Here is a 21101-nt window from a genome sequence, read left to right as displayed (position 1 = left end):
ACTATGAAAACACTTAAGCTCATAACGCCTATTTTATTATTTTCTCTACTTCTCACAAGCTGCAAAAAAGGAGAAGATGATCCCGCAATTTCTCTGCGCACACGCAAAGCGCGCGTGGAAGGAAACTGGAAGATGACAAAAGGCATCCATTCCCAATACGTTTTTGGTTCCGTCATAGAGACTACTTTCACCCGCGACTCCTACCGGCAGGTGAGTACTTTTGACGGCAAGCAAATTGTTAGCGAAGGTGAGTCATTCTTTAAAATAAATTTTAATAAGAACGGCGCTGTAGATATCCAAAATCTTTTGGCATCTGCAGGTTCTTATACCATGAGCGGAACGTGGAATTTTACGGGTGGGGTTGGAAAGTTGAAAAACAAGGAGCAACTCGTAATTGTCGATCCTCAAACAAGTGTAAATAGGGAAGTTGTTTATTCCATTAAAGAATTAAGAAATAAAAAACTTGTACTCTGCAGAAATTCTAATATCAATACTAATTTTACTTACTCAGAAGAATTTACATTCGAACAATAAAATAAATGTGTAGTTTCGTCCCCTATTCAACTTCTTATGAAATCCCAAAAAATCTATTTGTCAGTTCTACTTTTATTAAGTCTTTGTTTCACCGAATGCAAAAAAGGTGAAGATGATCCTTTGTTATCTTTGAGAACACGAAAGGCAAGGGTTGTAGGAAAATGGAAACTCGTAAGTGGTCTAAAAACAACTGTTAGTTTTCCGTCGTGGACTACCACGACTGAATATACGAGGAATGAATATATACAAAAATATACAGGGTCTAATCAAACAGAAAAAGGAGACATATTCTATTTTATAGAATTTAAAAAAAATGGTGAGGTAAATGAGTCTCGTCAGCTAGAATACAACGACAGACATGGTATTGTAGGTACTTGGAATTTTACCGGAGGAATTGGTGGGAAAAAAAATAAGGAAGAAATCTTGCTTCATGATTCTCGTGTCATTTTCCCCTCAGACATTGTTTATAACATTAAGGAACTAAGAGCGAAAAAGCTCGTGCTGGTCAGAGGATACCAGTATAATGCAAATGGCTTTAACGAAGAGTTTACTTTCGAACAATAATTTTAAGCTCTTTATAAGTTACCCGAGGGAATTTCCCTGCAATATTTTACTACACAAGCATTATAATTGAACCCAAAGACTATGAAAATACTAAATTTTGCATTTATAACTTTACTTCTCTGTCAATTATTTACAAACTGCAAAAAAGGTGAAGATGATCCTTTGTTATCTTTGAGAACACGTAAGGCAAGGGTTGTAGGAGAATGGAAGATAAAAAGCGGTACTGAAAACTATAATACTTCTTCTACAGGAAATAACGCTTCGGCAAATAGTATTTCTACCAGTTACACTGACGCTCGCTATTCCAGTACAACCACTTACAGTGACTCCGCAGGAAATGCTTTCTCAGATAATTACACGGGATCAGTCTCTTATACTATGGAGTTCAAAAAAAATGGAGAATTTTTTTCAGAAATGATCACAGATAATCAAAGCAGAATTACCCAAAAAGGAACATGGAATTTTACTGCAGGAATAGGTACTCATAAAAATAAGGAGCAAATTGTTATACACCTCGATTCGTATGTTAGTCAATACTTGAATCCAATTGGTGGAGGCGGATATGTTGGAGGCGGATATTCAACATTTTCTAAGGGAAGCAGCACCGACTTAACTTACACTATTAAGGAACTCAGAAACAAGAAAATTGTTTTGACCTCAGAAAAAAATACTTCCGACAATTCTGGATATGAATACTCTTTAATTTCAGAGTTTACATTCGAACAATAGATACCGAAAATTTAAAATTAAACGGTAGCCTCAACAGTAGTTGATGCATTCCTAATAGCAACTTGCTGAGCCACATTCTGCGCAAGCTCTAAAAAGCCTAATGCTTGCGGTGTATTTTCCTGCATCACCGCCGGGCGACCAGCATCAGAGGCTTCACGCACACTTTGCACCAAAGGTATTTGTGAAATAAGTGGTACCTGTAATTCTTCGGCTAAATGTTTTACACCGTCTTTACCAAAAATGTAATATTTATTCTCAGGCAATTCTTCAGGAGTAAACCAGGCCATGTTTTCTACAAGTCCGAGTATTGGAACATTTACCTGTGGTAATTGAAATAAAGCAATTCCTTTTCTCGCATCAGAAATAGCCACTTCTTGCGGCGTACAAACCACAACAGCGCCTGTTACAGGAACCTGGCTACACAAACTGATTTGAATATCGCCTGTTCCGGGAGGAAGATCTACTATCAAATAATCTAGCTCGCCCCAAACGGTTTCGTAAAATAATTGTGACAGAGCTTTAGTAGCCATAGGCCCGCGTAAAGCAATTACCTGGTTAGGACCGGCTAAAAACCCAATTGAATTTAGTTTTACGCCATGACTTATTACCGGTGACATTTTTTTCTGTCCGTTAAACTCGACAGAACCCGGGTTTTCATCCTGTACACCAAACATTATATGTTGTGAAGGACCATAAATATCAGCATCCACCAAACCTACCTTAGCTCCTTGTCGGGCAAGACCAACAGCGAGGTTCGCCGCTATCGTGCTTTTTCCAACACCACCTTTACCGCTGGCAACAGCAATAATGTTTCTCACATCACGTAAGGTCGTTTCGTCTTTTTCTTTTTTTGTGGTAACGTTCGACGACATGGTGATCTTCACTTTTGCTTCCTTATCTACATAATGTAGAATCGCATTCATGCATGCATTGTGAATCATATCCTTCATAGGACAAGCCGGTGTAGTAAGCACCACTGTAAAGGAAATATTCTTCCCTTCTACTTCTATATCCTTAACCATATTAAGAGTGATCAAATCTTTTTTAAGATCCGGATCATCTACATACTTTAAGGCATCTATTACGTTTTGAACTGTAATTTCCATAATTGAGTTTACAAAATTAAGGTATAAGTGCCGATCTGGCTTTTATTTCTTTGCAGGCGCTGGTGCCGGCGTAGCAGCAGGTGCAGGTTGAACTACCACACCTCCTGGAGCCTCAGCTTCCGCCATGGAAGTGCGGATCATATTCGCAATAGAATCCTGGAAAACTTTAGCACGTTCATGCATCACCTGTCTGTTTTCAGCAGCAGGTCCGCAAGAAGTTAAAATCAATATAAAAGCGAAAGCAGAGAGTAAAAAAAGATTTTTCATAGTAAATACTAGGTAATTTAATGGAAAACAAAGCTAATCAAAAAACAGAAAAGCCCCAAAGTAAAAACTTTGAGGCCATTCAGCTAACTAACTAAACACAAATTCTTAGTGTGCGTGAGCATCTGCAGCAGGAGCAGCAGTTTCAGTAGCAGGAGCAGCAACAGCTGTAGTATCAGCAGTAGGCTCAGTAGTTTGCATTGATTCGCTGATTGAAGCAGCGATTGAATCTTGAATAAATTTCGCTCTTTCTTCTAATTTTGCTTTTTCTTCAGCAGAAGGTCCACAAGCAACGAAAGTAGCAACAACAGCTACAGCGATAATAGAGAATACTTTTTTCATTTTGGTTTTAGTTTTAAATTGATTGTTAATTTTACATTTATACCAGAATTTGAAAATGGTAACCCAAAAAAAGAACGAAAATTAAGAATAATTCATAATTAACTGGTAATCAAAGTCTTAAATTTATTGCAATTGGAGGTTACCTGCTATATTTGACCCAGTTAAGGCTCTTATCTTTACAAAAACTAATGAGTGCAATCTGCCAATCCGATAGGTATCGGATCTTTGGAAAAAAATCTAGAATAAATTATTTGTTAAAAACAGGTTACCTTTATCAAAACAAAGTATTAATCTAAACAAGGTGTCTATGTCCAGAACCAAACCGCAGTTTACCGATGATCAATTTATTGATGGTTTGCGCAGCGGCAACAGTGAAGTGCTTAGTGCCTTATATAAGAAGTATTATAACATCGTTCTTAAATTTATTGTAAACAACAGCGGCACGGAAGAAGCAGCTAAGGACATTTACCAGGAGACAGTTATTGTGCTTTACGAAAACGCGCAAAAGCCAGAGTTTGAGTTAAATTGTCAGCTACAGACCTACATATATTCTGTTTCAAAGCGTCTTTGGTTAAAGCAACTTAAAAAAAATGGCAAAACATTTTTATTTAAAGAAGACGACGAGAATGAAGTGGTAGATGTGAGCACAGATTTAAACGAGCACACCGCCAAAGAACTGGAAATTGAAAAAATGAATAAAAGTCTGGCAGAACTTGGAGAACCTTGCGCCACACTGATAAAGGACTTCTACGTGCATAGAATGAATATGGATGAAATTGCTGAAAAGTTTGGCTATACAAATGCCGATAATGCAAAAAACCAGAAGTACAAATGTTTACAACGATTAAAGAAATATTTTTTTGATAAAGCAATTATTGAACAAGAATAAAGGGGAAAGAAAATTATGAGAGTTAGTGATTTATTTGACAATTACCTGAATGGAAGTATGAGTGCTGAAGATAGAGCAGGCTTTGAAAATTTATTGAATACCGACAGCATTATGGCCAACGCATTTAATGAACACAAAGCGCTGGTTGACTCATTGAAAAAACATGCCTCACGCGTTGAGTTTAAAAATAAACTAAAAGCTATTCACGAAAAAGAATTCGGAAACTCGAAAATCATTTCAATTAACAGGGAAGAAAATTTTGCAAAACGTCACGGCCGCACTATAGTAGTGGCTGCAAGTACTGCTTTTATTGCGGTTTTGAGCACCGTGGCGGCTTTAAGCACAGGTGGTTTATTCATCACTAAACAAAGCAACGAACTCACAGAGCTTAACCGCAAAGTGAGTGAAGTAAAAGCTTCTACTGATGGTATTGTAGAGGGTCTTAAAAATACCAATAATAAAAAGCCGTATGTACCTGCGAATCTTGAAGGCAGTGCGTTTGCTTTAAATAATAAAGGGTATATCCTCACCAGTTATCATATGATTAAAGGCGCCGATAGTATCTTTATAAGAAATGCTTCTACTGAAAGAGCGCTTACAACCTTAGTATTCTTTGATCCGAAATTAGATCTTGCTGTTATAAAGGTTGATAACAAAGACCTTTATAAAAACTGGCAGGTACCTTTTAGCTTAAATGAAAAAAGTACCGATGTCGGTGAGAAAGTTTTTACTTTAGGCTATCCCCGCAATGAAATGGTTTATGGAGAAGGCTCTTTAAGTTCTTTAAGCGGCTATTCTAACGATACTAATATGTATCAAATTTCTATTCCGGTTAATCCTGGTAACAGTGGGGGCCCGCTTTTGGATGAAAATGGTACTATTATAGGCGTAATTCGTGGGAAAATTTCTGGTGCTGAGGCCACAGGTTTTGCTATCAAAGCTAAAGAGATCTTAAATTCCATTAAATCTTGTGATATAGACAGTACAAAACAAGATTTATTGAGTCAGAATGGCAAAAAAGGCAGTTTAAAAAAACTGAAGCGTTCTGAACAGGTTAAAAGGATAAACCCATATGTTTTTAATGTTTTGGTTTACAAAAAAGACTAGCATTAAGTTCCTTTTTCTTCATTCATTCGCGAGTTTTGAACCAAAACAAGTTGTTCTCTTTCAGAGACTTAACCTGTTATCAACCGCTTACTAACCACTTGCTAACATTCCCTGAAAAGGGTTTTGAAAATATTAACTTAAATAACAATGTTAAAACTAAGTTATTAACAATTTAATAGTTAACTTAGTTGCCTAAAACTACTGCTCTCATGTTTGAAATCCTAAAACACTTTGAATCTAAATACGGACTCCTCAAGAAAAAAGGATTACGCATTGAAGGTCTGTCGATGATAGATCCAAAACGTAAAAAACATGTAATTATGGTGAGTAAGCCATTCTTGTTTGACAACCGTCAGTTGCCAAAAACCTACGAAGGTTTGGACATTAAATCTAAAATTGAAGGAGATCTTCCTAAAGAATTTGCATTTAAGAAAGACGCCGTAAAAAAAGAATACGTTTGGGCGCCAATGAAATTTGAAAAATATGTGGACCGTTGTTCAGATGAGATTCGCAAAAATTTTAATAATCCCGACATGAGTCGCCAGGAAATGCTGGATGCTCTGGCTTTCGGAAATTTTGAAGAACATAAAAAGAAAAGTTTACAATTAATGAAAGACGGTAAAATTCCTCCGTTTAAAATGAATTAGTGCTGTTTCTTGTTGAGAGAATAAGTAACAATTGTCATAATTAAGGGTTAAACAATTAGTTGCTTTGGTTGAAAAAGTCGGTTGGTTACCGACTTTTTTCTTTTTACCCTTTCTGCCCCGATAACTATCGGGGACGCTTAAAACTTCTTTTCCACTTTCCCGGTCAAGAGTACTGGAGACCTAATCAATAATCTGCAGCAAAGTTCTAAAAGCTGTATACTTATCTCCAAACATTTTTTTATGCTCTGCTTGCAGATCCGGTGCAAATTCTTTCTGGTATTTTTCGATGTCCGACATTTCTAAGAACTTATACTGCGTTGAAAAAGTGTGACCTTCATCTTCTACGTATAAAACTTTCACCATTTGACTATCAATAAAACATCCTGTTTTCATAACATCAGGAATGTGTTTTTCTTTCATCCACTTCACCCAATCCTGGTGCACATCGTCGGATATATTAACCGTTACATTGTATATAAACATTTTGTAAAATTAGAAATAATAAGCCGAAATTTTAAAACAATAATTGCTGTAAATGCAGGCAATATTTGTAATTTTAGGCATTATGAAATTTAATTTTGTTGCTGATTTACGTTGGCGGGGGCTCCTGCAGGATATTATGCCCGGCACTGAAGAATTGCTGGAAAAAGAAATTGTAAGTGGCTACATTGGCTTTGATCCTACAGCCGATTCACTTCACATTGGTCATCTTACACAGGTTTTTACTTTGTTGCGTTTTCAAAAGGCGGGGCATAAACCCATTGCTCTCGTTGGCGGCGCTACTGGTATGGTTGGTGATCCGAGTGGAAAGTCTGCTGAGAGAAATTTGCTGGATGAAGAAGCTTTAAATAAAAACGTGGCCGGTCTGCAAAAACAACTCGAAAAGTTCTTAGATTTTAAATCTGAAGGAAATGGCGCGGTTCTTGTGAATAATTACGACTGGATGAAAGATTATTCTTTTCTGACCTTTATTCGTGATATCGGCAAGCACCTAACCGTTAGTTATATGATGGCAAAAGATTCGGTTAAAAACCGCTTAGAAACCGGCATGAGCTTTACAGAGTTCAGTTACCAACTACTCCAGGCTTTCGATTTTTATAAGTTAAACGAAACTAAAAACTGCAAGCTCCAAATGGGCGGCTCTGACCAATGGGGCAATATTACCAGCGGAACAGAGCTTATACGTCGTAAGTCGGGCAATGAAGCTTATGCTTTAACCACACAACTAATTCGCAAGGCAGATGGCACAAAATTTGGAAAAACCGAAAGTGGAAGCGTTTGGTTAGACCGCACAAAAACAAGTCCCTACAAATTTTACCAGTTCTGGATCAATACTTCTGATGCCGACGCTAAAAACTGGATCAAGATTTTTACTTTCTTCTCGCAGGAAGAAACGGAAGCCATGATTGCCGAACATGAAAAGGATCCGGGAAAACGCATTTTGCAAAAAGCTTTGGCGAATGATTTAACAACATTGGTGCACAGCCAGGAAGACCTCAGCAATGCCATAGACGCAAGCTCTGTTCTTTTTAACGGCGGATTAAACGAACTTACAGGTTTAGATGAACAAACTTTTTTAGATGTCTTTGACGGACTCCCGCAATTTAGTGTAACAAAATCCGAACTAGAGGCCGGCATAGGAGTACTGGAACTTCTTGCCGAAAAAACTTCTGTTTTTCCGAGTAAAGGCGAAGCGAGAAAAATGATTCTCGGTGGCGGTGTAAGTATAAATAAAACAAAAGTAGAGAGTCACGATCTTATCGTGAATACAAATCATCTCATTAATAATAAATACATCGTGATACAGAAAGGTAAAAAAAATTACTACCTCTGCAGCATTAATTAATATGGCACTTAAACAATCGCAATATCTTAAACTTTCGCAAAAGCTGCTGCCTCAGCAAATTTTGCTGATGAAGTTATTGCAGTTACCAACACTGGCACTTGAAGAACGCATTAAAGAAGAGTTGGAAGTAAATCCCGCACTTGAGGAAGATCAGGAAAATAGTACTGAAGAAGAGTTATACAGCAATGAAAATGATGGGGAAACCGCTCCTGAAGAAGAATTTGACGATAACGGCGAGTTTAAAGAGGAAGAAATGAAAACTTCGGCGAGTGATGTAGAGATGGAAGACTACATGGATGCCGAAGAGCTTGACTCCTATAAATATGAAGTTGTAAATAAAGGGCCCGATGACGAAACACGCGATTTTGTGGTTGTTGAAGGAGTAGGATTTCAGGAGCTTTTAGAACAGCAGTTAGGTTTAAAAGATATAACAGACCGTGAGTATACTATCGGCACTTATCTGATAGGGTGTCTTGACGAAGATGGTTATATTCGCCGCGAGCTCGATTTGATTGTTGATGATCTGGCTTTTAATTACAACATCACTACCGACGTAAAAGAAATAGAATCCGTTTTAAAAATTCTTCAGAGTTTTGATCCGCCGGGAGTAGGTGCAAGAAATTTGCAAGAGTGTTTACTCATTCAGCTTGAACGCAAAACCGAAAAAACTAAAGAAGTTGTTCTTGCTATGGATGTGATCAGGCATCACATGGAGGAGTTTTCGAAGAAACATTATGATAAAATTTTAAAGCGTCTTGAAATTGACAATGAAGAGTTAAAAGATATCATTAGTGAGATTACCCATTTGAATCCTCGTCCAGGAAACACTGATACCAAGGAAAGTGGTTTTAGCGCCGTTGTTCCTGACTTTATTGTAACGGTTAATGATGGAAAACCTGAACTAAGTATTAATGGTCGAAATATGCCAGATCTTAAGATCAGTAAAGACTACCAGGAAATGCTGAAAGAATATACCAGGAGCAAAGACAAAAGCAGCAAAGAAGCCTCTGGTTTTATTAAGAGTAAAATAGAAAGTGCCGGGTGGTTCATTGAAGCTTTGCAGCAGCGCTACGCAACTATGAGTATGTGTATGCAGTGCATTCTTGAATATCAAAACGATTATTTTGCAACGGGTGATGAAAGTAAACTGCGACCAATGATTTTAAAAGACATTGCAAGCCGTGTTGCACTTGATCTTTCTACTGTTTCGCGAATGGCTAACAGCAAATATGTACAGACACCTTATGGCACTTTTTTATTGAAAACTTTCTTTAGTGAGAGTATGAGCACTGATAGTGGAGAAGAAGTGAGTAGTCGTGAAATAAAAAATATTTTAAAAGATCATATCGAGAAAGAAGATAAAAAACATCCTCTAACCGACGATGAGCTTTGTGCCAAGTTAAACGAAAAAGGCTATAACATTGCACGACGCACGGTTGCCAAATACCGCGAACAACTTGATATTCCGGTAGGGCGAATGCGCAAGGAAATATAAATTTTTACATAATTCGTTTATCTTTAGACTTCAAAAATCACACCCAATGAAATTTAAAACAATCTGTTTTCTTATTCTGTGCATTACCATCATTAGTTCCTGCAAAAAAAAGGAAGATGAGTCGGCGCCGCGCATTGCAACAAGTGATATTCAAGCAATAACCAGTTATACTGCACGTATGGGTGGATCAGAAATTGAAAATGGCCCCATACTTGAGAAAGGTGTTTGCTGGAGTAATGATCATATTCCGGACATCACCGACAATCATGTTTCGGCGGGAGATGGAGAAGATAATTTTTATGCTACAGCAAGCGGCTTGGAAGCAAATATGACTTATTATGTGCGGGCTTACGCCACAAATAAATACCGCACAGGCTATGGAAAAACTTTGACCTTCACAACTGCCAATCCTCCACCGCTTCCTACACTTAAAACAAATAATCCAACTTCTGTAACGCAGTCTTCGGCAGTATGTTCCGCAATCCTTCAAAGTGTTACCAGTAAACCCATTACATCTATAGGTTTTTGCTGGAGCACCACTGCTAAACCAAAGATCACTAATTTCGTAAAAACGTATACAGCCTCTGTTTTTACCGGCTACACGTACAGCCTAACACTAAGCGGACTAACAAATAATACTGTCTACTACGTGAGGGCCTACGCTACAAATGCTGATGGTACAGCCTATGGTGATGAAATAAAATTTAAAACTACCTACGGGAGTGTGACGGATTATAATGGAAATGTTTATGGTACTGTGATAATTGGCGGTAAAGAATGGATGACCGAGAACCTTAGAGTTAATCGTTTTAACGATGGCACTTCGATTCCCTTTGTAAATAATACTACCTCATGGAGTAGTCTTTCAACAGCTGGATACTGCAATTATAATAATGCCTCAACCACTCTGCCTGCATATGGCAAGTTATACAACTGGTACTGTGTAAACTCCACAAGAAATATTGCCCCGCTGGGTTGGCACGTTGCAAACAGCAGCGACTGGCTGGCCCTGGAAAATGAACTTGGATCAAATGCAGCTGCAAAAATGAGAATTGTAGGTAATGACTATTGGTATTATAACACTGGAACGAACGAAAGTGGATTTTCTGGAACGGGTTGTGGGTATTGTGATCAATCACAGTATTTTAGAGATCAAACCTACAGTGCTTATTTCTGGATAAACGGAAGCTCCACATCTGCTAAAAGTTTAAACTATTCTTACACGAGTTTAAATACATACTATATGTACGCAACTTCTGGTTTGAGTATTCGTTGCGTAAAAGATTAATCTTATTCTATCATAAATTTCTTTAAAGCGGATTTAGCTTCTGTGCTTATTCGTGCCAGGTAAAGTCCTTTAGGCAGCGTCTGCAAATTAATTTCTTCATCAGATAGAACCGTGTGAAACTCTGCCACTATTCTTCCTTCGCTATTGTATATGTCAACAGAAAACACTTCCTCTTTTTCGAAACGGATACTGACAATTCCTTTGCTGGGATTTGGGAATAATTTAACTGCCTTATTTTCTGAAAACTCTTTTAGACCGACTTCTGTTATTTGAATTGTTTGGTAAATGGTATCCTGGTCGCAGGTATTGCTCGCTATTAGCGTGATGACATAAAGGTTGTTTTGATTGTAGTTAATAGACGGATTCATTAAAGTACTGTTTTGTCCATTTCCAAAATCCCAAAAGTAATTTGTTGCGCTAATACTTGTATTCGAAAAATTAATTTGTGCGCCTGTCAGAGATGCTGAAAATGCCGCATATATTTTGGAGGGGCTGGAGTTATAGGCTGTATCTGAAATTCCTTCGCTCATATTGTAATAGGTGCCGCTGGGAACATCTTCGAGCTTTAATGTTCTAACCATGTAAGTATAAACTCCTTTATACTGCAAACAATTGTCGGTATAGCTTGTACTTGTTACAGGTGTCGCATTTAATTTTACATAGGAAGCGTTGGTGTCGTTCTTCATATAAATATTATATCCAATGGTGTTTGATTCGGTACTTGCACTCCAAGAGATGTGACAATTGTATCCCACTTTTGTAGCCACTACATTTGCTACCGGCGCCACCACATCATTTCTTAAAGTAGGATCGCCCATCAGAGCATTGTGGATCCAGCGTCCTGTAATAGAAGTAGGACTTGCATAATATAAATTACCGGGATTATTTTGCGTTTGTAAAACACCATAACCAATGTTTTCACCTAATCCCATATGGTGAAATTGGTAATGAGGCCGCCCGGACCAAACACTTGTTAATATTTTTCCCTGCGCTAAAGGTGCCTTTAAAAAATTGTCCTGTGAATCCCAATCGCCAAAATACGAACCAAAAAGCATGGTAAAAACTCCTTCAAGATTTGAGGACGCAAAATTAGAAGTCGAACCGATCCCTCCCGCACTCGTATAACTGCCGCCACCACAGCCGTAAGACCAGGCATAACTTGTGCCAGTCATACTCGTAAAGTAATCGGCATTCGAAACATTGGTTGTACCTACAAGTGGGCCAAAGTTTTTATAACCGCTGGCTGCAAATGCCTCACTGCTAAAGTAGCCGAAGTTATCATCCACAACAGCTTGTTTCACTGGAGCGAATATTTTTTTACGATAGGCGTGATCTTTATCAAGGTAGTTTTTTAAAAGTTGTTGCTCTGAAGAAGTAAATGCCGGCATGTTATTAAAATCAACTCTACCCACTTGTAGCTCCAAATCACTTGGAATTATACTTTGATCAAATTTACCATCGCCTGGCGTATTTTGTGTCCTTGCGGGTGATGCCGTTGTAGAGTTTACAAAGCTGTCTGTCCAGTTGCCGTTAACGTCTCCGTAATAACAATCTGCAGGCCAGGCGCCGAGATGATCACTGTGCCCGTCTGGATTTATATTTCCGCTGTAGGGAACAGGTACATGTCCAACCAAAAAAACGGCTTTAGTTGTTAAAGACGTATCGGCTGTGTAGTCGTTAACGATTAACTCTTTTACATGCGTTACAGAAGCTGTTCTTAGTACATCGTGGCGAATAACTTCCCAGCCGTCACCTTCAATGTCTGCTACCAATCTCGAAAGCTCCGACGATAATGCAACAATAAAACTACTGTCAACCAGCAAAATTAATTTTCCGCGGTAAGCAATTTCCGGAACTCGAATCCCAGAATTAATATAACCATGTCCGCTATACCCTGATCCACTGCGGGAGACGCGGTACTCATAATTTTCTCCTAAGATTACTGAATTATCGACATAACTCGTTGCTGTTCCATTTAAAGTAGCGAGGGAGCTACCCCAGGAAAAAGAAGTCTTTAATTTTCTATACACCTGGTATTGGGTACTTGTAGCATTGCCAATCCAGTTTAATGTAATTTGAGCGGGACTTGCCTGCACACTAGCACTCAATTGAACTGCTGCATCGGAGGCAGACTGAGAATAAAAATTTGAAGCAGTAAAAACGAAGAGAGAAAATAGAAGTCTTTTCATGGGCTATGTTTACATAAATATAATCATAGCATTGCAGGTATCAAATAATTTAACAGGAAACCTGCCCTACCAATTGTACCTGACTCCTACTGCGAAGTTTGCTCCACCTGCTGTTGTAGATCCATAAAATTTACTGTAAGAGTAAACAAGACCCGGCGTTATGGAAGCCATAAGATTAATATGTTTTAAGAAACGTGTTTTTAAAAAGGGATGCAGGTAAACTGCGAATGGAAGTGAAAGGTAAGCTCCATAACCTACACCATTTAATTTAGTTCTTTCACTACCTCCATAATAACTAGTGTTAAAGCGGGAATTGTTAGTGGTTAAGTTTTCCGGACTCATTAAGCTATCGCCTTGTTTCACTAATGTATAAATATAGCTCGTACTATAATAAGACTGGAACTGGTATTTAAAATTTATAAATGGTGAAACTTCAACACCGTAACTGATCCAAATGTGCTTATCTTTATTTGTAGTAAAATTAAAACCGAGTGGTAAAATTAGTTTTTGAGAACTAATTCCGAAATTGTAGTTGTTGTCTGTTGTTCTTATCTTATAGTAGGTTTCGTTATTTCCACTTGTGTAAACCGCTACCGTGTCATGAGTGCTTTTATTAAGACTGAGTCCGATATTACTCTCCTGTCCGTATCGCAGTCCCATATGGACTTCTTTTTTTAATTTTCTAGAATCTTGGATAGTAGCGTAAAATCTAAGTCCTACAAGGCCCTCGTAACTGGTGTAATAATACCCGTTTTGTACTTTGTATCCTGAAACATCGGCATAAAGAAGTTTGTTATTCTTTACAAATTTCTGATAGTCTTCCCGACTGAGCTGCTTGTAGTCAGGAAAATAATGTGTCCCGATATCGGCTTGTATGCCTGAAAAGCGGATCTTTTTTAAACTATCTTTTTGTGCTTTAGCAGAGAGAACAGAAATTAAAGCAAAGAGAACTATTGCATATTTTTTCATAGTCTTCAAACGGACCAATGACAGAAATATTGCCCTCCTGCTTTTTTAATGGATTTTTTAAAACGGTCTAATGAGCCGCGAGCCAGTTCTCACCGGTTCCAAGGCCAACCTCAACGGGTACTGCCAGAGGTAAAGCTTCGCTCATTAATTTTTCAATGATGGGTTTAACTAATTCCAACTCTGGTTTATAAATATCAAACACTAACTCATCATGCACCTGCAATAACATTTTTGATTTAAAGTTTTGCCTTTCAAACTCCTTATAAATGTTTATCATAGCCACTTTAATCATATCGGCCGCAGAGCCCTGGATAGGGGCGTTAATAGCATTTCTTTCTGCATAACTTCTTACCGTAGCGTTGTTTGAAGTAATGTCGCGCAGCCAGCGTTTACGTCCAAGTAGGGTTTTCACATAGCCATTTTCGCGTGCAAAATTAATGGTCTCGTCCATGTAGCTTTTTATGGCGCCGTACTCTTTAAAATAGTTATCAATGAGTTCTTTGGCTTCACCACGGGAGATGTTTAAATTTTCGGATAAACCGAAAGCACCCTGGCCATAGATGATTCCGAAGTTTACACTTTTACTTTTATAACGCATTTCTTTTGTTACATCAGCTTCAGCAACTCCAAAAACTTTTGCCGCTGTTGCAGTGTGGATATCTTTGCCTAATTGAAAAGCTTCGCACATATTTTTATCCCCACTAATGCTTGCCACGATTCTTAATTCAATTTGCGAATAATCGGCACTCAATAAAATATGATCGCTATCTCTTGGAATAAATGCTTTTCTGATTTGTCGCCCTCTCTCAGTACGAATTGGAATATTTTGCAAATTAGGGTTGTCACTACTCAAACGCCCTGTTACAGCAACCACCTGGTTAAAGGAAGTATGAATGCGTTTTGTTTTTTCATTTACCAGTTCCGGTAAAGTATCCACATAGGTATTTTTAAGCTTAACTAATTCGCGGTAATCCAGAATTTTTGAGACTATGGGATGTGCGTTTTCCAATTTGCTCAGCACATCTTCACCTGTAGCATACTGACCGGTTTTCGTTTTTTTTGGCTTCTCTACAATTTTCAAATAATCAAATAAAATTTCACCTACTTGTTTCGGAGACGAAACATTAAATTTAGTTCCGGCAAAATCCTGAATTTCTTTTTCAACAAGAGTTATATCGCCCTGTAGTTGCGCAGAGAACTCGCGTAAGGCCGGAACATCAAGATTAATGCCTTCGCGTTCTATATTTGCTAAAACTTTAATTAGCGGAACCTCTACTTCCGTAAATAATTTTTCTACTTCGTTTTCTTCCAGTTTAGGGGCGAAAGCGGTTTTAAGTTGATACGTTACATCAGCATCTTCAGCAGCGTATTCTTTTATCTTTTCGATCTCCACATCACGCATGCTTAATTGTTCTTTTCCTTTCTTTCCAATGAGGGTTTCAATACTCACCGGTGTGTAACCAAGGTAAGTCTGCGATAAAATATCCATGTTATGTCGCATTTCGGGCATAATTAGAAAATGCGCCACCATGGTATCAAACAATTTGTTTTTTATTTCGATGCCATAATTTTTTAGAATCTGAAAATCGTATTTAATGTTTTGCCCTATTAACGTTTTTGATTCGTCTTCAAACAGTTCGCGAAAGACATTTAGTTTCGCGAAAGCTTCCGATCTGTCTGCTGGAAACGGCACATAATAAGCGCTGTGAGCTTTTATCGCAAATGAAAAACCAACTATTTCTGCTTCCAGGGTATTGAGTGAAGTTGTTTCACTGTCAAAACAAAATTCAGAGTGTTGTTGAAGCAATGCCATTAGCGAAGCCAACTTTTCATCCGTATCAACCAATTCGTAAGCGTGTTCAACCTCTGCAATCGTTTTAAAGTTGGTTGGAGCGGGCTCTGAGGGTGAATCAGCCGGCAATGAATCGTCTGATGTATTGAATAAATCTCCTTGAGCGGAATTTCCTTTAGGTTTTTCTGCAGGAAGTTTTTCTTTTCCTCCAATGTCCTCACCTATTACTTTTTGAGCAATTGCTCTAAATTCGAGTTCTTTGAACACTTCGAGCAAGGCAGGTTTGTTCGGCTCTCTTAATTTTAATTTTTCCTCGTCAAGCTCTACAGGACAATCGAGACAAATGGTTGCTAATCTTTTTGATTGAAGCGCCATCTCTTTATTGTTCTCAACTTTTTCTTTTAATTTTCCTTTAAGTTTGTCGGTATTGAGATATAAATTTTCGATGCTTCCATAATCTTTTATAAGTTGAATGGCTGTCTTCTCGCCCACTCCGGGAATGCCAGGAATGTTGTCGACTTTATCCCCCATCAATCCTAAAATATCAATCAACTCTGCTACATTTCTAATTTCCCACTTTTTGCAAATCTCTTCAACGCCCAGTATTTCAGCGCCATTTCCTAAACGCGCTGGTTTGTAAATAAAAGTATTTGCATCTACAAGCTGTCCGTAATCTTTATCAGGCGTCATCATATAGGTAGTGAAGCCTGCTTTTTCTGCCTTAATAGCAAGTGTTCCTATCACATCATCTGCTTCGTAACCTTCTAATCCCAACACTTCTATATTAAACCCTCTTACAAGTTCAAAAATGAAAGGGATTGATTTGCGTAAGTCCTCAGGCATTTCTTCGCGGTTAGCCTTATACGCTTCAAACTCTACATGACGCTGTGTTGGACCCTCCATATCAAATACAACCGCAATGTGACTTGGTTTTTCTTTATTCAGAATTTCAAGTAATGTGTTGGTGAATCCAAAAATAGCAGAGGTATTAAAACCCTTTGAGTTAACGCGTGGGTTAGTACTAAAAGCAAAATACGCGCGGTAAATTAAGGCGTAAGCATCCAGTAAAAATAATTTTTTCTCGGTTTGTTTTGTGATCATAATAGTAACCTTCTAACAGGCATTAAAGTTTTTAAACGCTTTTGTGCGCTCTTATAATTAAAATTGTAGGAAAACCATTCCTTTCTAAACTCGGCAAATTATTGCTGATACCGGATTGTTGAAGTCAGGAAACCTTCTTTTCTCGAAAATCTTTTATAAAGAAAATTAAATTTTCCCGGTAATAAAAGGCATGTTGGCAAGTGTGAATAAATTAAGTTCAGAAATTAGTGAGGAAAACTTATTTCATAGATGTTTGGCCATAATTTACCAGTCACCAAAATTTTATCAGAAATCGCATCGTATGCTATTCCATTCATTTCCAGGGAACGCGGCTGCTTTTCTCTTGATTTAACGTTAAGATCGTCCAGGTCGAGTTTACCCACTACTTCTCCGGTTTCGGGATTTATTTTTACAACGTAATTTGTCATCCAAACATTTGCATAAATAAATCCTTTAATATATTCCAGTTCATTCAAATGATCGAGTCCGTACCCTTGTTCAGTTACCGCTACGGTTTTTTCTATCGCATAGGTTAAAGGATTTATGTATGTGAGATTAAAAGTGCCATTACTCATTATGATACTTTTTCCGTCGGTAGTTAGTCCCCAACCCTCGTTTTGATAATTAAACTGATCTATTTTTTTATAAGTTTTCGCGTCGTACACAAATCCAACATGGCTATCTAACGTTACCTGATAGATCTTGCCATTTAGAATAACCATTCCTTCGCCAAAGTGCGCAGTCTTGTCTATTTCAACTTTTAAATCGAGTTTGCCTGTTTCCAGGTTCACAATTCCCAAGGCAGATTTTGTTTGAGGGAGGTAATCAACATCCCCTGTGCTTTCGAATAATTGTCCTTCGTTAAATAACAAACCTTCCGTAAATGCAGTAGTATCGTGCGGGTAGGTTTTTACAATGGAATAAGAAATTGCGGGAACTGTCTTTGCAACTGGCTGGGTATTTTCGGGGGTTTCTTTTTTATCGGTACCACAAGCGTAAGCTATAAGACAAATTAAAGCAAGAAAGCTTATTTTTTTTATCCCGATAGCTATCGGGAGGTTTTTTTGGATCTTCATACTTTTTAAACTTTCCAGGTACTACCTTCTTTTGAATCTTTTATTTGAATGCCCGCTGCAATTAGCTTATCACGAATTTCATCACTTAGTTTAAAATCTTTGCCGGTTTTAGCTTTTGCTCTCATATCCAGAACGAGCTCCATCACCTTATCTAAAGCATTATCCAGGCGGTCGTTACTTTCTGCTTGCTTTAATCCCAAAACATCGAATAGAAAATCTGAAAATATTTTTTTCAAAAGATCTATGTCGCTTTGCGTTAAATTTGTTTTTTTATCGTTGCATGAATTAATAATTCTTGCAGCATCGAATAAATGTGCGATCAATACCGAAGTATTAAAATCGTCATTCATGGCTTCGTAACATTTATCCTGAATGTCTTTAATGTTTTCATTCGAGCTTGTTGAAGCTTGCAATGTTTGCAGAGTAGTATAACTATCCATTAAACGCTCGAAGCCTTTTTCGCTTGCCTGTAAAGCCTCATTACTAAAATCGAGCGTGCTGCGGTAATGCGTTTGAAGCATGAAGAATCTCACGGCCATGGGTTTGTAGCCGCGTTCCAACAGAGGATGATTTCCTGTAAATAATTCTCCCGGTAAAAATCCATTACCAGCAGATTTTGACATTCTAACGCCGTTTACAGTAAGCATGTTTGTATGCATCCAGTAATTTACCGGTGTTTTATGGTAACATGCTTGCGATTGCGCTATTTCATTGGTATGATGCGTTGCCTGCAAATCCATTCCGCCACCGTGAATATCGAATGTATCGCCCAAATATTTTCTGCTCATAGCAGAACATTCTATGTGCCAACCCGGGAAGCCCCATCCCCAGGGCGATGGCCAGCGCATGATGGTTTCAGGTTTCGCTTTGATCCACAATGCAAAATCAAGTCTTCCTTTCTTTTCATCCTGTCCGCCTAACTCTCGAGTGCCTTCTAAAAGTTCTTCGAGCTTGCGATTGGTAAGCTGACCATAATTAAATTCTTTGCTGTATTTTTCTACGTCAAAATAAACCGTGCCGTTAATTTCGTACGCGAGTCCATTTGCGATAATTTCCTTTACCATTTCAATCTGCTCTGAAATGTGTCCTGTAGCTGTAGGTTCTATGCTTGGTGGAAGCGTATTAAATTCACGCATCACATCTCTGAATCCTACGGTGTATTTCTGAACAATCTCCATAGGCTCGAGCTGTTCGATCCGCGCTTTTTTTGCAAATTTATCATCTCCTTCATCGCGATCACCTTCCAAATGCCCGGCATCCGTTATGTTTCGAACATAACGAACTTTATAACCCAAATGCAAAAGATATCTGTAAACAAGATCAAAGGATATAAAAGTTCTGCAATTCCCTAAATGCACGTCGCTATAAACGGTAGGACCACAAACATACAAACCAACCAATGGCGGATGAAGTGGTTTAAATTCTTCTTTTTTACGGGATAAGGTGTTGTATAAAAATAACGGTTGCATAGTCATGTAAATTACGGCAAAAAAAAAGACTGAAAAAAATTTTCCAGTCCTAAATACTATTAAAATAAAAGCGTTAAAGTTGCTTTTTAAAAGCATTAAAATCTTCAAATTGCAGAAATCGTTGCGAGGGTAATTTTACCTTTTCATCCGGGTCCATTATCAATCTTCCACTTAATAAAAATTTACATTTCCTGAGCCCTTGTTCGCAGCCATTTAAAAAAACTTCCAATCCATTGTCGGGCATACGGCTTGTAAGAATGCTTACAAGATAATCAGGTCCTACCGATTCTCCAATGGCAATTAGATCGTCAAGCGGCACACTCTGACCAAGGTATAAGCACTTGTGGCCTTTAGCCTTGGCAAGGTAACAGGTGTAAAGCAAACCCATTTCGTGGAGCTCGTTGTTGGGAAGAAAAAACAAAAAAGTTTTCGGACTCTTTTGTATTTCGGGGCTCAGTCGATCTAATCCGGCTATAAGTTTTTGTCTAACAAGATTTGAGATATAATGCTCTTGTGCTGGGCTAATCGCTCCAATCTGCCACATATTACCCAGGTGTTTCAGAAAAGGAAAAACTATTTTCTCAATGGTATTTTCAAATCCAAGGTTTAGGATAGAATTATTGATAATTTCTTCGAATCGGTCTTCGTTCATGTCTAGTAAAGACATGTAAAGGCCCTCGATCTTATTGCTTTCTTTCAGGTAATCATTAAGGTATTTTTCAACCTCTTTAACCAGGGTCACATCATCCAGATCGGCAATGTTGGAAATTTTGTGTCCGTTTTTATTGAGAATAGAAATATTGAGAATACGCCTCAGATCGTCATTATTATAATACCTGATGTTTGTTGTAGTGCGTTCAGGTTTCAGGATATTGTAGCGCAGTTCCCAAATTCGCAGGGTATGCGCTTTAATACCTGACATTAGTTCAAGATCTTTTATGGAATACTTAGATGGCACAACCCGATTTTACTAGTTAACACCTGAATTTAATATTTGTTTATGAGGCAAGAAAAAACCCTCTTTTTTGGAGAGGGTTTTTAAATCTTATTTTTTCTGAGCCGGTGGTTTAGCGCCTCCTTGTGGTGGCGTTTGTTGTGGAGCTTTAATTCCGCCGGTGTTAGCAGGCGTAACGCCAGGAATTTGCGCCAGTGGCATACTATCTAGTTTTTTCTTTACCAACATTAAAATGTCGTCAGAAGCTTCGTGGTATAGCACAGATGTTCTGTCAGTACTTGTATCCAGCACATATTTATAACCTCCTTCTTTGGCTACTGCATCAATTCCTTTTTTTGCTTTTTCCATGATCGGAGCTGTTAACTCAGCTGATTTACGAGTATATTCCTGGTTACCTTGTTGTCTGAAATCTTCGATACGTTTTTGAAGCGACTGAATTTCTTCTTCTCTGTTTCTTTTTAGAAGATCACTCATATTTGTCGACTCTTCCATGTATTTTTTATACTTCGCCTGTAATTCGCTATCCATAGCAATCACTTCTTTTTCAAGCCCATCTAAAAATACTTTTGCAGCATCTGTAGCGATTTTAGTTTCAGGCATCATATTGATAAGAGAATCAAAGCTTAAATGTGCTATTTTTTGAGCTTGTGCGAAGGTTAAAGAACCTGCCGCAGCAAGTGTTAATACCACCTTTTTAATTGTTGTGTTCATCTGTTCTTTTTATAGTTTTTAGAGTTTA

Annotated in this window: 20 protein-coding genes; 9 read left to right on the top strand and 11 right to left on the bottom strand. The window is 38.0% G+C overall.

All coding sequences use genetic code 11. The features are described 5' to 3' along the window. Window positions 1–3 precede the first annotated feature (3 nt). From CNR22_10540 to CNR22_10530, 3 genes are all read left to right on the top strand, one after another. Window positions 4–534, top strand: a complete 531-nt coding sequence (locus CNR22_10540; GenBank protein ID PBQ32190.1) for a hypothetical protein — start codon at window positions 4–6, stop codon at window positions 532–534. A 36-nt stretch (window positions 535–570) separates the two neighbouring features. Continuing rightward, the gene (locus CNR22_10535; GenBank protein ID PBQ32189.1) at window positions 571–1098 is read left to right on the top strand and encodes a hypothetical protein; all 528 of its coding nucleotides are present in this window, start codon (window positions 571–573) and stop codon (window positions 1096–1098) included. Window positions 1099–1179: 81 nt separating this feature from the next. Then, window positions 1180–1827: a hypothetical protein gene (locus CNR22_10530; GenBank protein ID PBQ32188.1), complete on the top strand. Its 648-nt coding sequence runs from the start codon at window positions 1180–1182 to the stop codon at window positions 1825–1827. A gap of 17 nt (window positions 1828–1844) precedes the next feature. Here the strand turns inward: CNR22_10530 and CNR22_10525 are convergent, their stop codons facing one another. From CNR22_10525 to CNR22_10515, 3 genes are all read right to left on the bottom strand, one after another. Continuing rightward, window positions 1845–2933: an MRP family ATP-binding protein gene (locus CNR22_10525; GenBank protein ID PBQ32187.1), complete on the bottom strand. Its 1089-nt coding sequence runs from the start codon at window positions 2931–2933 to the stop codon at window positions 1845–1847. 42 nt (window positions 2934–2975) lie between these two features. After that, window positions 2976–3200, bottom strand: a complete 225-nt coding sequence (locus CNR22_10520; protein ID PBQ32186.1) for a hypothetical protein — start codon at window positions 3198–3200, stop codon at window positions 2976–2978. A gap of 105 nt (window positions 3201–3305) precedes the next feature. Next, the gene (locus CNR22_10515) at window positions 3306–3539 is read right to left on the bottom strand and encodes a hypothetical protein (protein PBQ32185.1); all 234 of its coding nucleotides are present in this window, start codon (window positions 3537–3539) and stop codon (window positions 3306–3308) included. Window positions 3540–3846: 307 nt separating this feature from the next. Here CNR22_10515 and CNR22_10510 point away from each other — a divergent pair, with 307 nt between their 5' ends. The 3 genes from CNR22_10510 (at window position 3847) to CNR22_10500 (ending at window position 6182) form a co-directional block, all read left to right on the top strand. Then, complete coding sequence (locus tag CNR22_10510) at window positions 3847–4428, top strand: RNA polymerase subunit sigma-70 (GenBank protein ID PBQ32184.1); 582 nt, start codon at window positions 3847–3849, stop codon at window positions 4426–4428. Between the two features lie 15 nt (window positions 4429–4443). Next, the gene (locus tag CNR22_10505) at window positions 4444–5535 is read left to right on the top strand and encodes a hypothetical protein (GenBank protein ID PBQ32183.1); all 1092 of its coding nucleotides are present in this window, start codon (window positions 4444–4446) and stop codon (window positions 5533–5535) included. A gap of 209 nt (window positions 5536–5744) precedes the next feature. Next, entirely contained in the window at window positions 5745–6182 is a 438-nt protein-coding gene (locus tag CNR22_10500; protein ID PBQ32182.1) for a hypothetical protein, read from the top strand. Window positions 6183–6362: 180 nt separating this feature from the next. On the opposite strand, the gene CNR22_10495 is transcribed toward CNR22_10500, so the two are convergent. Beyond that, the gene (locus CNR22_10495; GenBank protein ID PBQ32181.1) at window positions 6363–6665 is read right to left on the bottom strand and encodes a hypothetical protein; all 303 of its coding nucleotides are present in this window, start codon (window positions 6663–6665) and stop codon (window positions 6363–6365) included. 82 nt (window positions 6666–6747) lie between these two features. Here CNR22_10495 and CNR22_10490 point away from each other — a divergent pair, with 82 nt between their 5' ends. Genes CNR22_10490 through CNR22_10480 form a run of 3 tightly spaced genes read left to right on the top strand, consistent with a single transcriptional unit; the run spans window position 6748 to window position 10811 of the window. Further along, window positions 6748–8028 (top strand): tyrosine--tRNA ligase, encoded by a 1281-nt coding sequence (locus tag CNR22_10490; GenBank protein PBQ34874.1) that lies wholly within the window; start codon window positions 6748–6750, stop codon window positions 8026–8028. A 1-nt stretch (window position 8029) separates the two neighbouring features. Then, the gene (gene rpoN / locus CNR22_10485; GenBank protein ID PBQ32180.1) at window positions 8030–9523 is read left to right on the top strand and encodes an RNA polymerase sigma-54 factor; all 1494 of its coding nucleotides are present in this window, start codon (window positions 8030–8032) and stop codon (window positions 9521–9523) included. Window positions 9524–9569: 46 nt separating this feature from the next. Next, window positions 9570–10811 carry a hypothetical protein gene (locus CNR22_10480; GenBank protein PBQ32179.1) on the top strand — a complete coding sequence of 414 codons (1242 nt, stop codon included), beginning with the start codon at window positions 9570–9572 and terminating at the stop codon, window positions 10809–10811. 2 nt (window positions 10812–10813) lie between these two features. On the opposite strand, the gene CNR22_10475 is transcribed toward CNR22_10480, so the two are convergent. The 7 genes from CNR22_10475 to CNR22_10445 form a co-directional block, all read right to left on the bottom strand. After that, window positions 10814–13000 carry a hypothetical protein gene (locus CNR22_10475; protein PBQ32178.1) on the bottom strand — a complete coding sequence of 729 codons (2187 nt, stop codon included), beginning with the start codon at window positions 12998–13000 and terminating at the stop codon, window positions 10814–10816. 66 nt (window positions 13001–13066) lie between these two features. Next, window positions 13067–13969: a hypothetical protein gene (locus CNR22_10470; GenBank protein PBQ32177.1), complete on the bottom strand. Its 903-nt coding sequence runs from the start codon at window positions 13967–13969 to the stop codon at window positions 13067–13069. 67 nt (window positions 13970–14036) lie between these two features. Further along, window positions 14037–16859: a DNA polymerase I gene (locus CNR22_10465; GenBank protein PBQ34873.1), complete on the bottom strand. Its 2823-nt coding sequence runs from the start codon at window positions 16857–16859 to the stop codon at window positions 14037–14039. Between the two features lie 227 nt (window positions 16860–17086). Next, entirely contained in the window at window positions 17087–17938 is an 852-nt protein-coding gene (locus CNR22_10460; GenBank protein PBQ32176.1) for a glutamine cyclotransferase, read from the bottom strand. A gap of 5 nt (window positions 17939–17943) precedes the next feature. Further along, window positions 17944–19407, bottom strand: a complete 1464-nt coding sequence (locus CNR22_10455; protein PBQ34872.1) for a cysteine--tRNA ligase — start codon at window positions 19405–19407, stop codon at window positions 17944–17946. Window positions 19408–19480: 73 nt separating this feature from the next. Beyond that, on the bottom strand, window positions 19481–20329 hold the full coding sequence (locus CNR22_10450) for a helix-turn-helix-type transcriptional regulator (GenBank protein ID PBQ32175.1): 849 nt from the start codon (window positions 20327–20329) through the stop codon (window positions 19481–19483). A gap of 123 nt (window positions 20330–20452) precedes the next feature. Next, window positions 20453–21073 (bottom strand): hypothetical protein, encoded by a 621-nt coding sequence (locus CNR22_10445; protein ID PBQ32174.1) that lies wholly within the window; start codon window positions 21071–21073, stop codon window positions 20453–20455. Window positions 21074–21101: the final 28 nt, after the last annotated feature.

The sequence above is a fragment of the Sphingobacteriaceae bacterium genome (assembly GCA_002319075.1).
Taxonomy (GTDB): Bacteria; Bacteroidota; Bacteroidia; order B-17B0; family Aurantibacillaceae; genus Aurantibacillus.
This window is presented reverse-complemented; position numbering and strand designations above follow the sequence as displayed.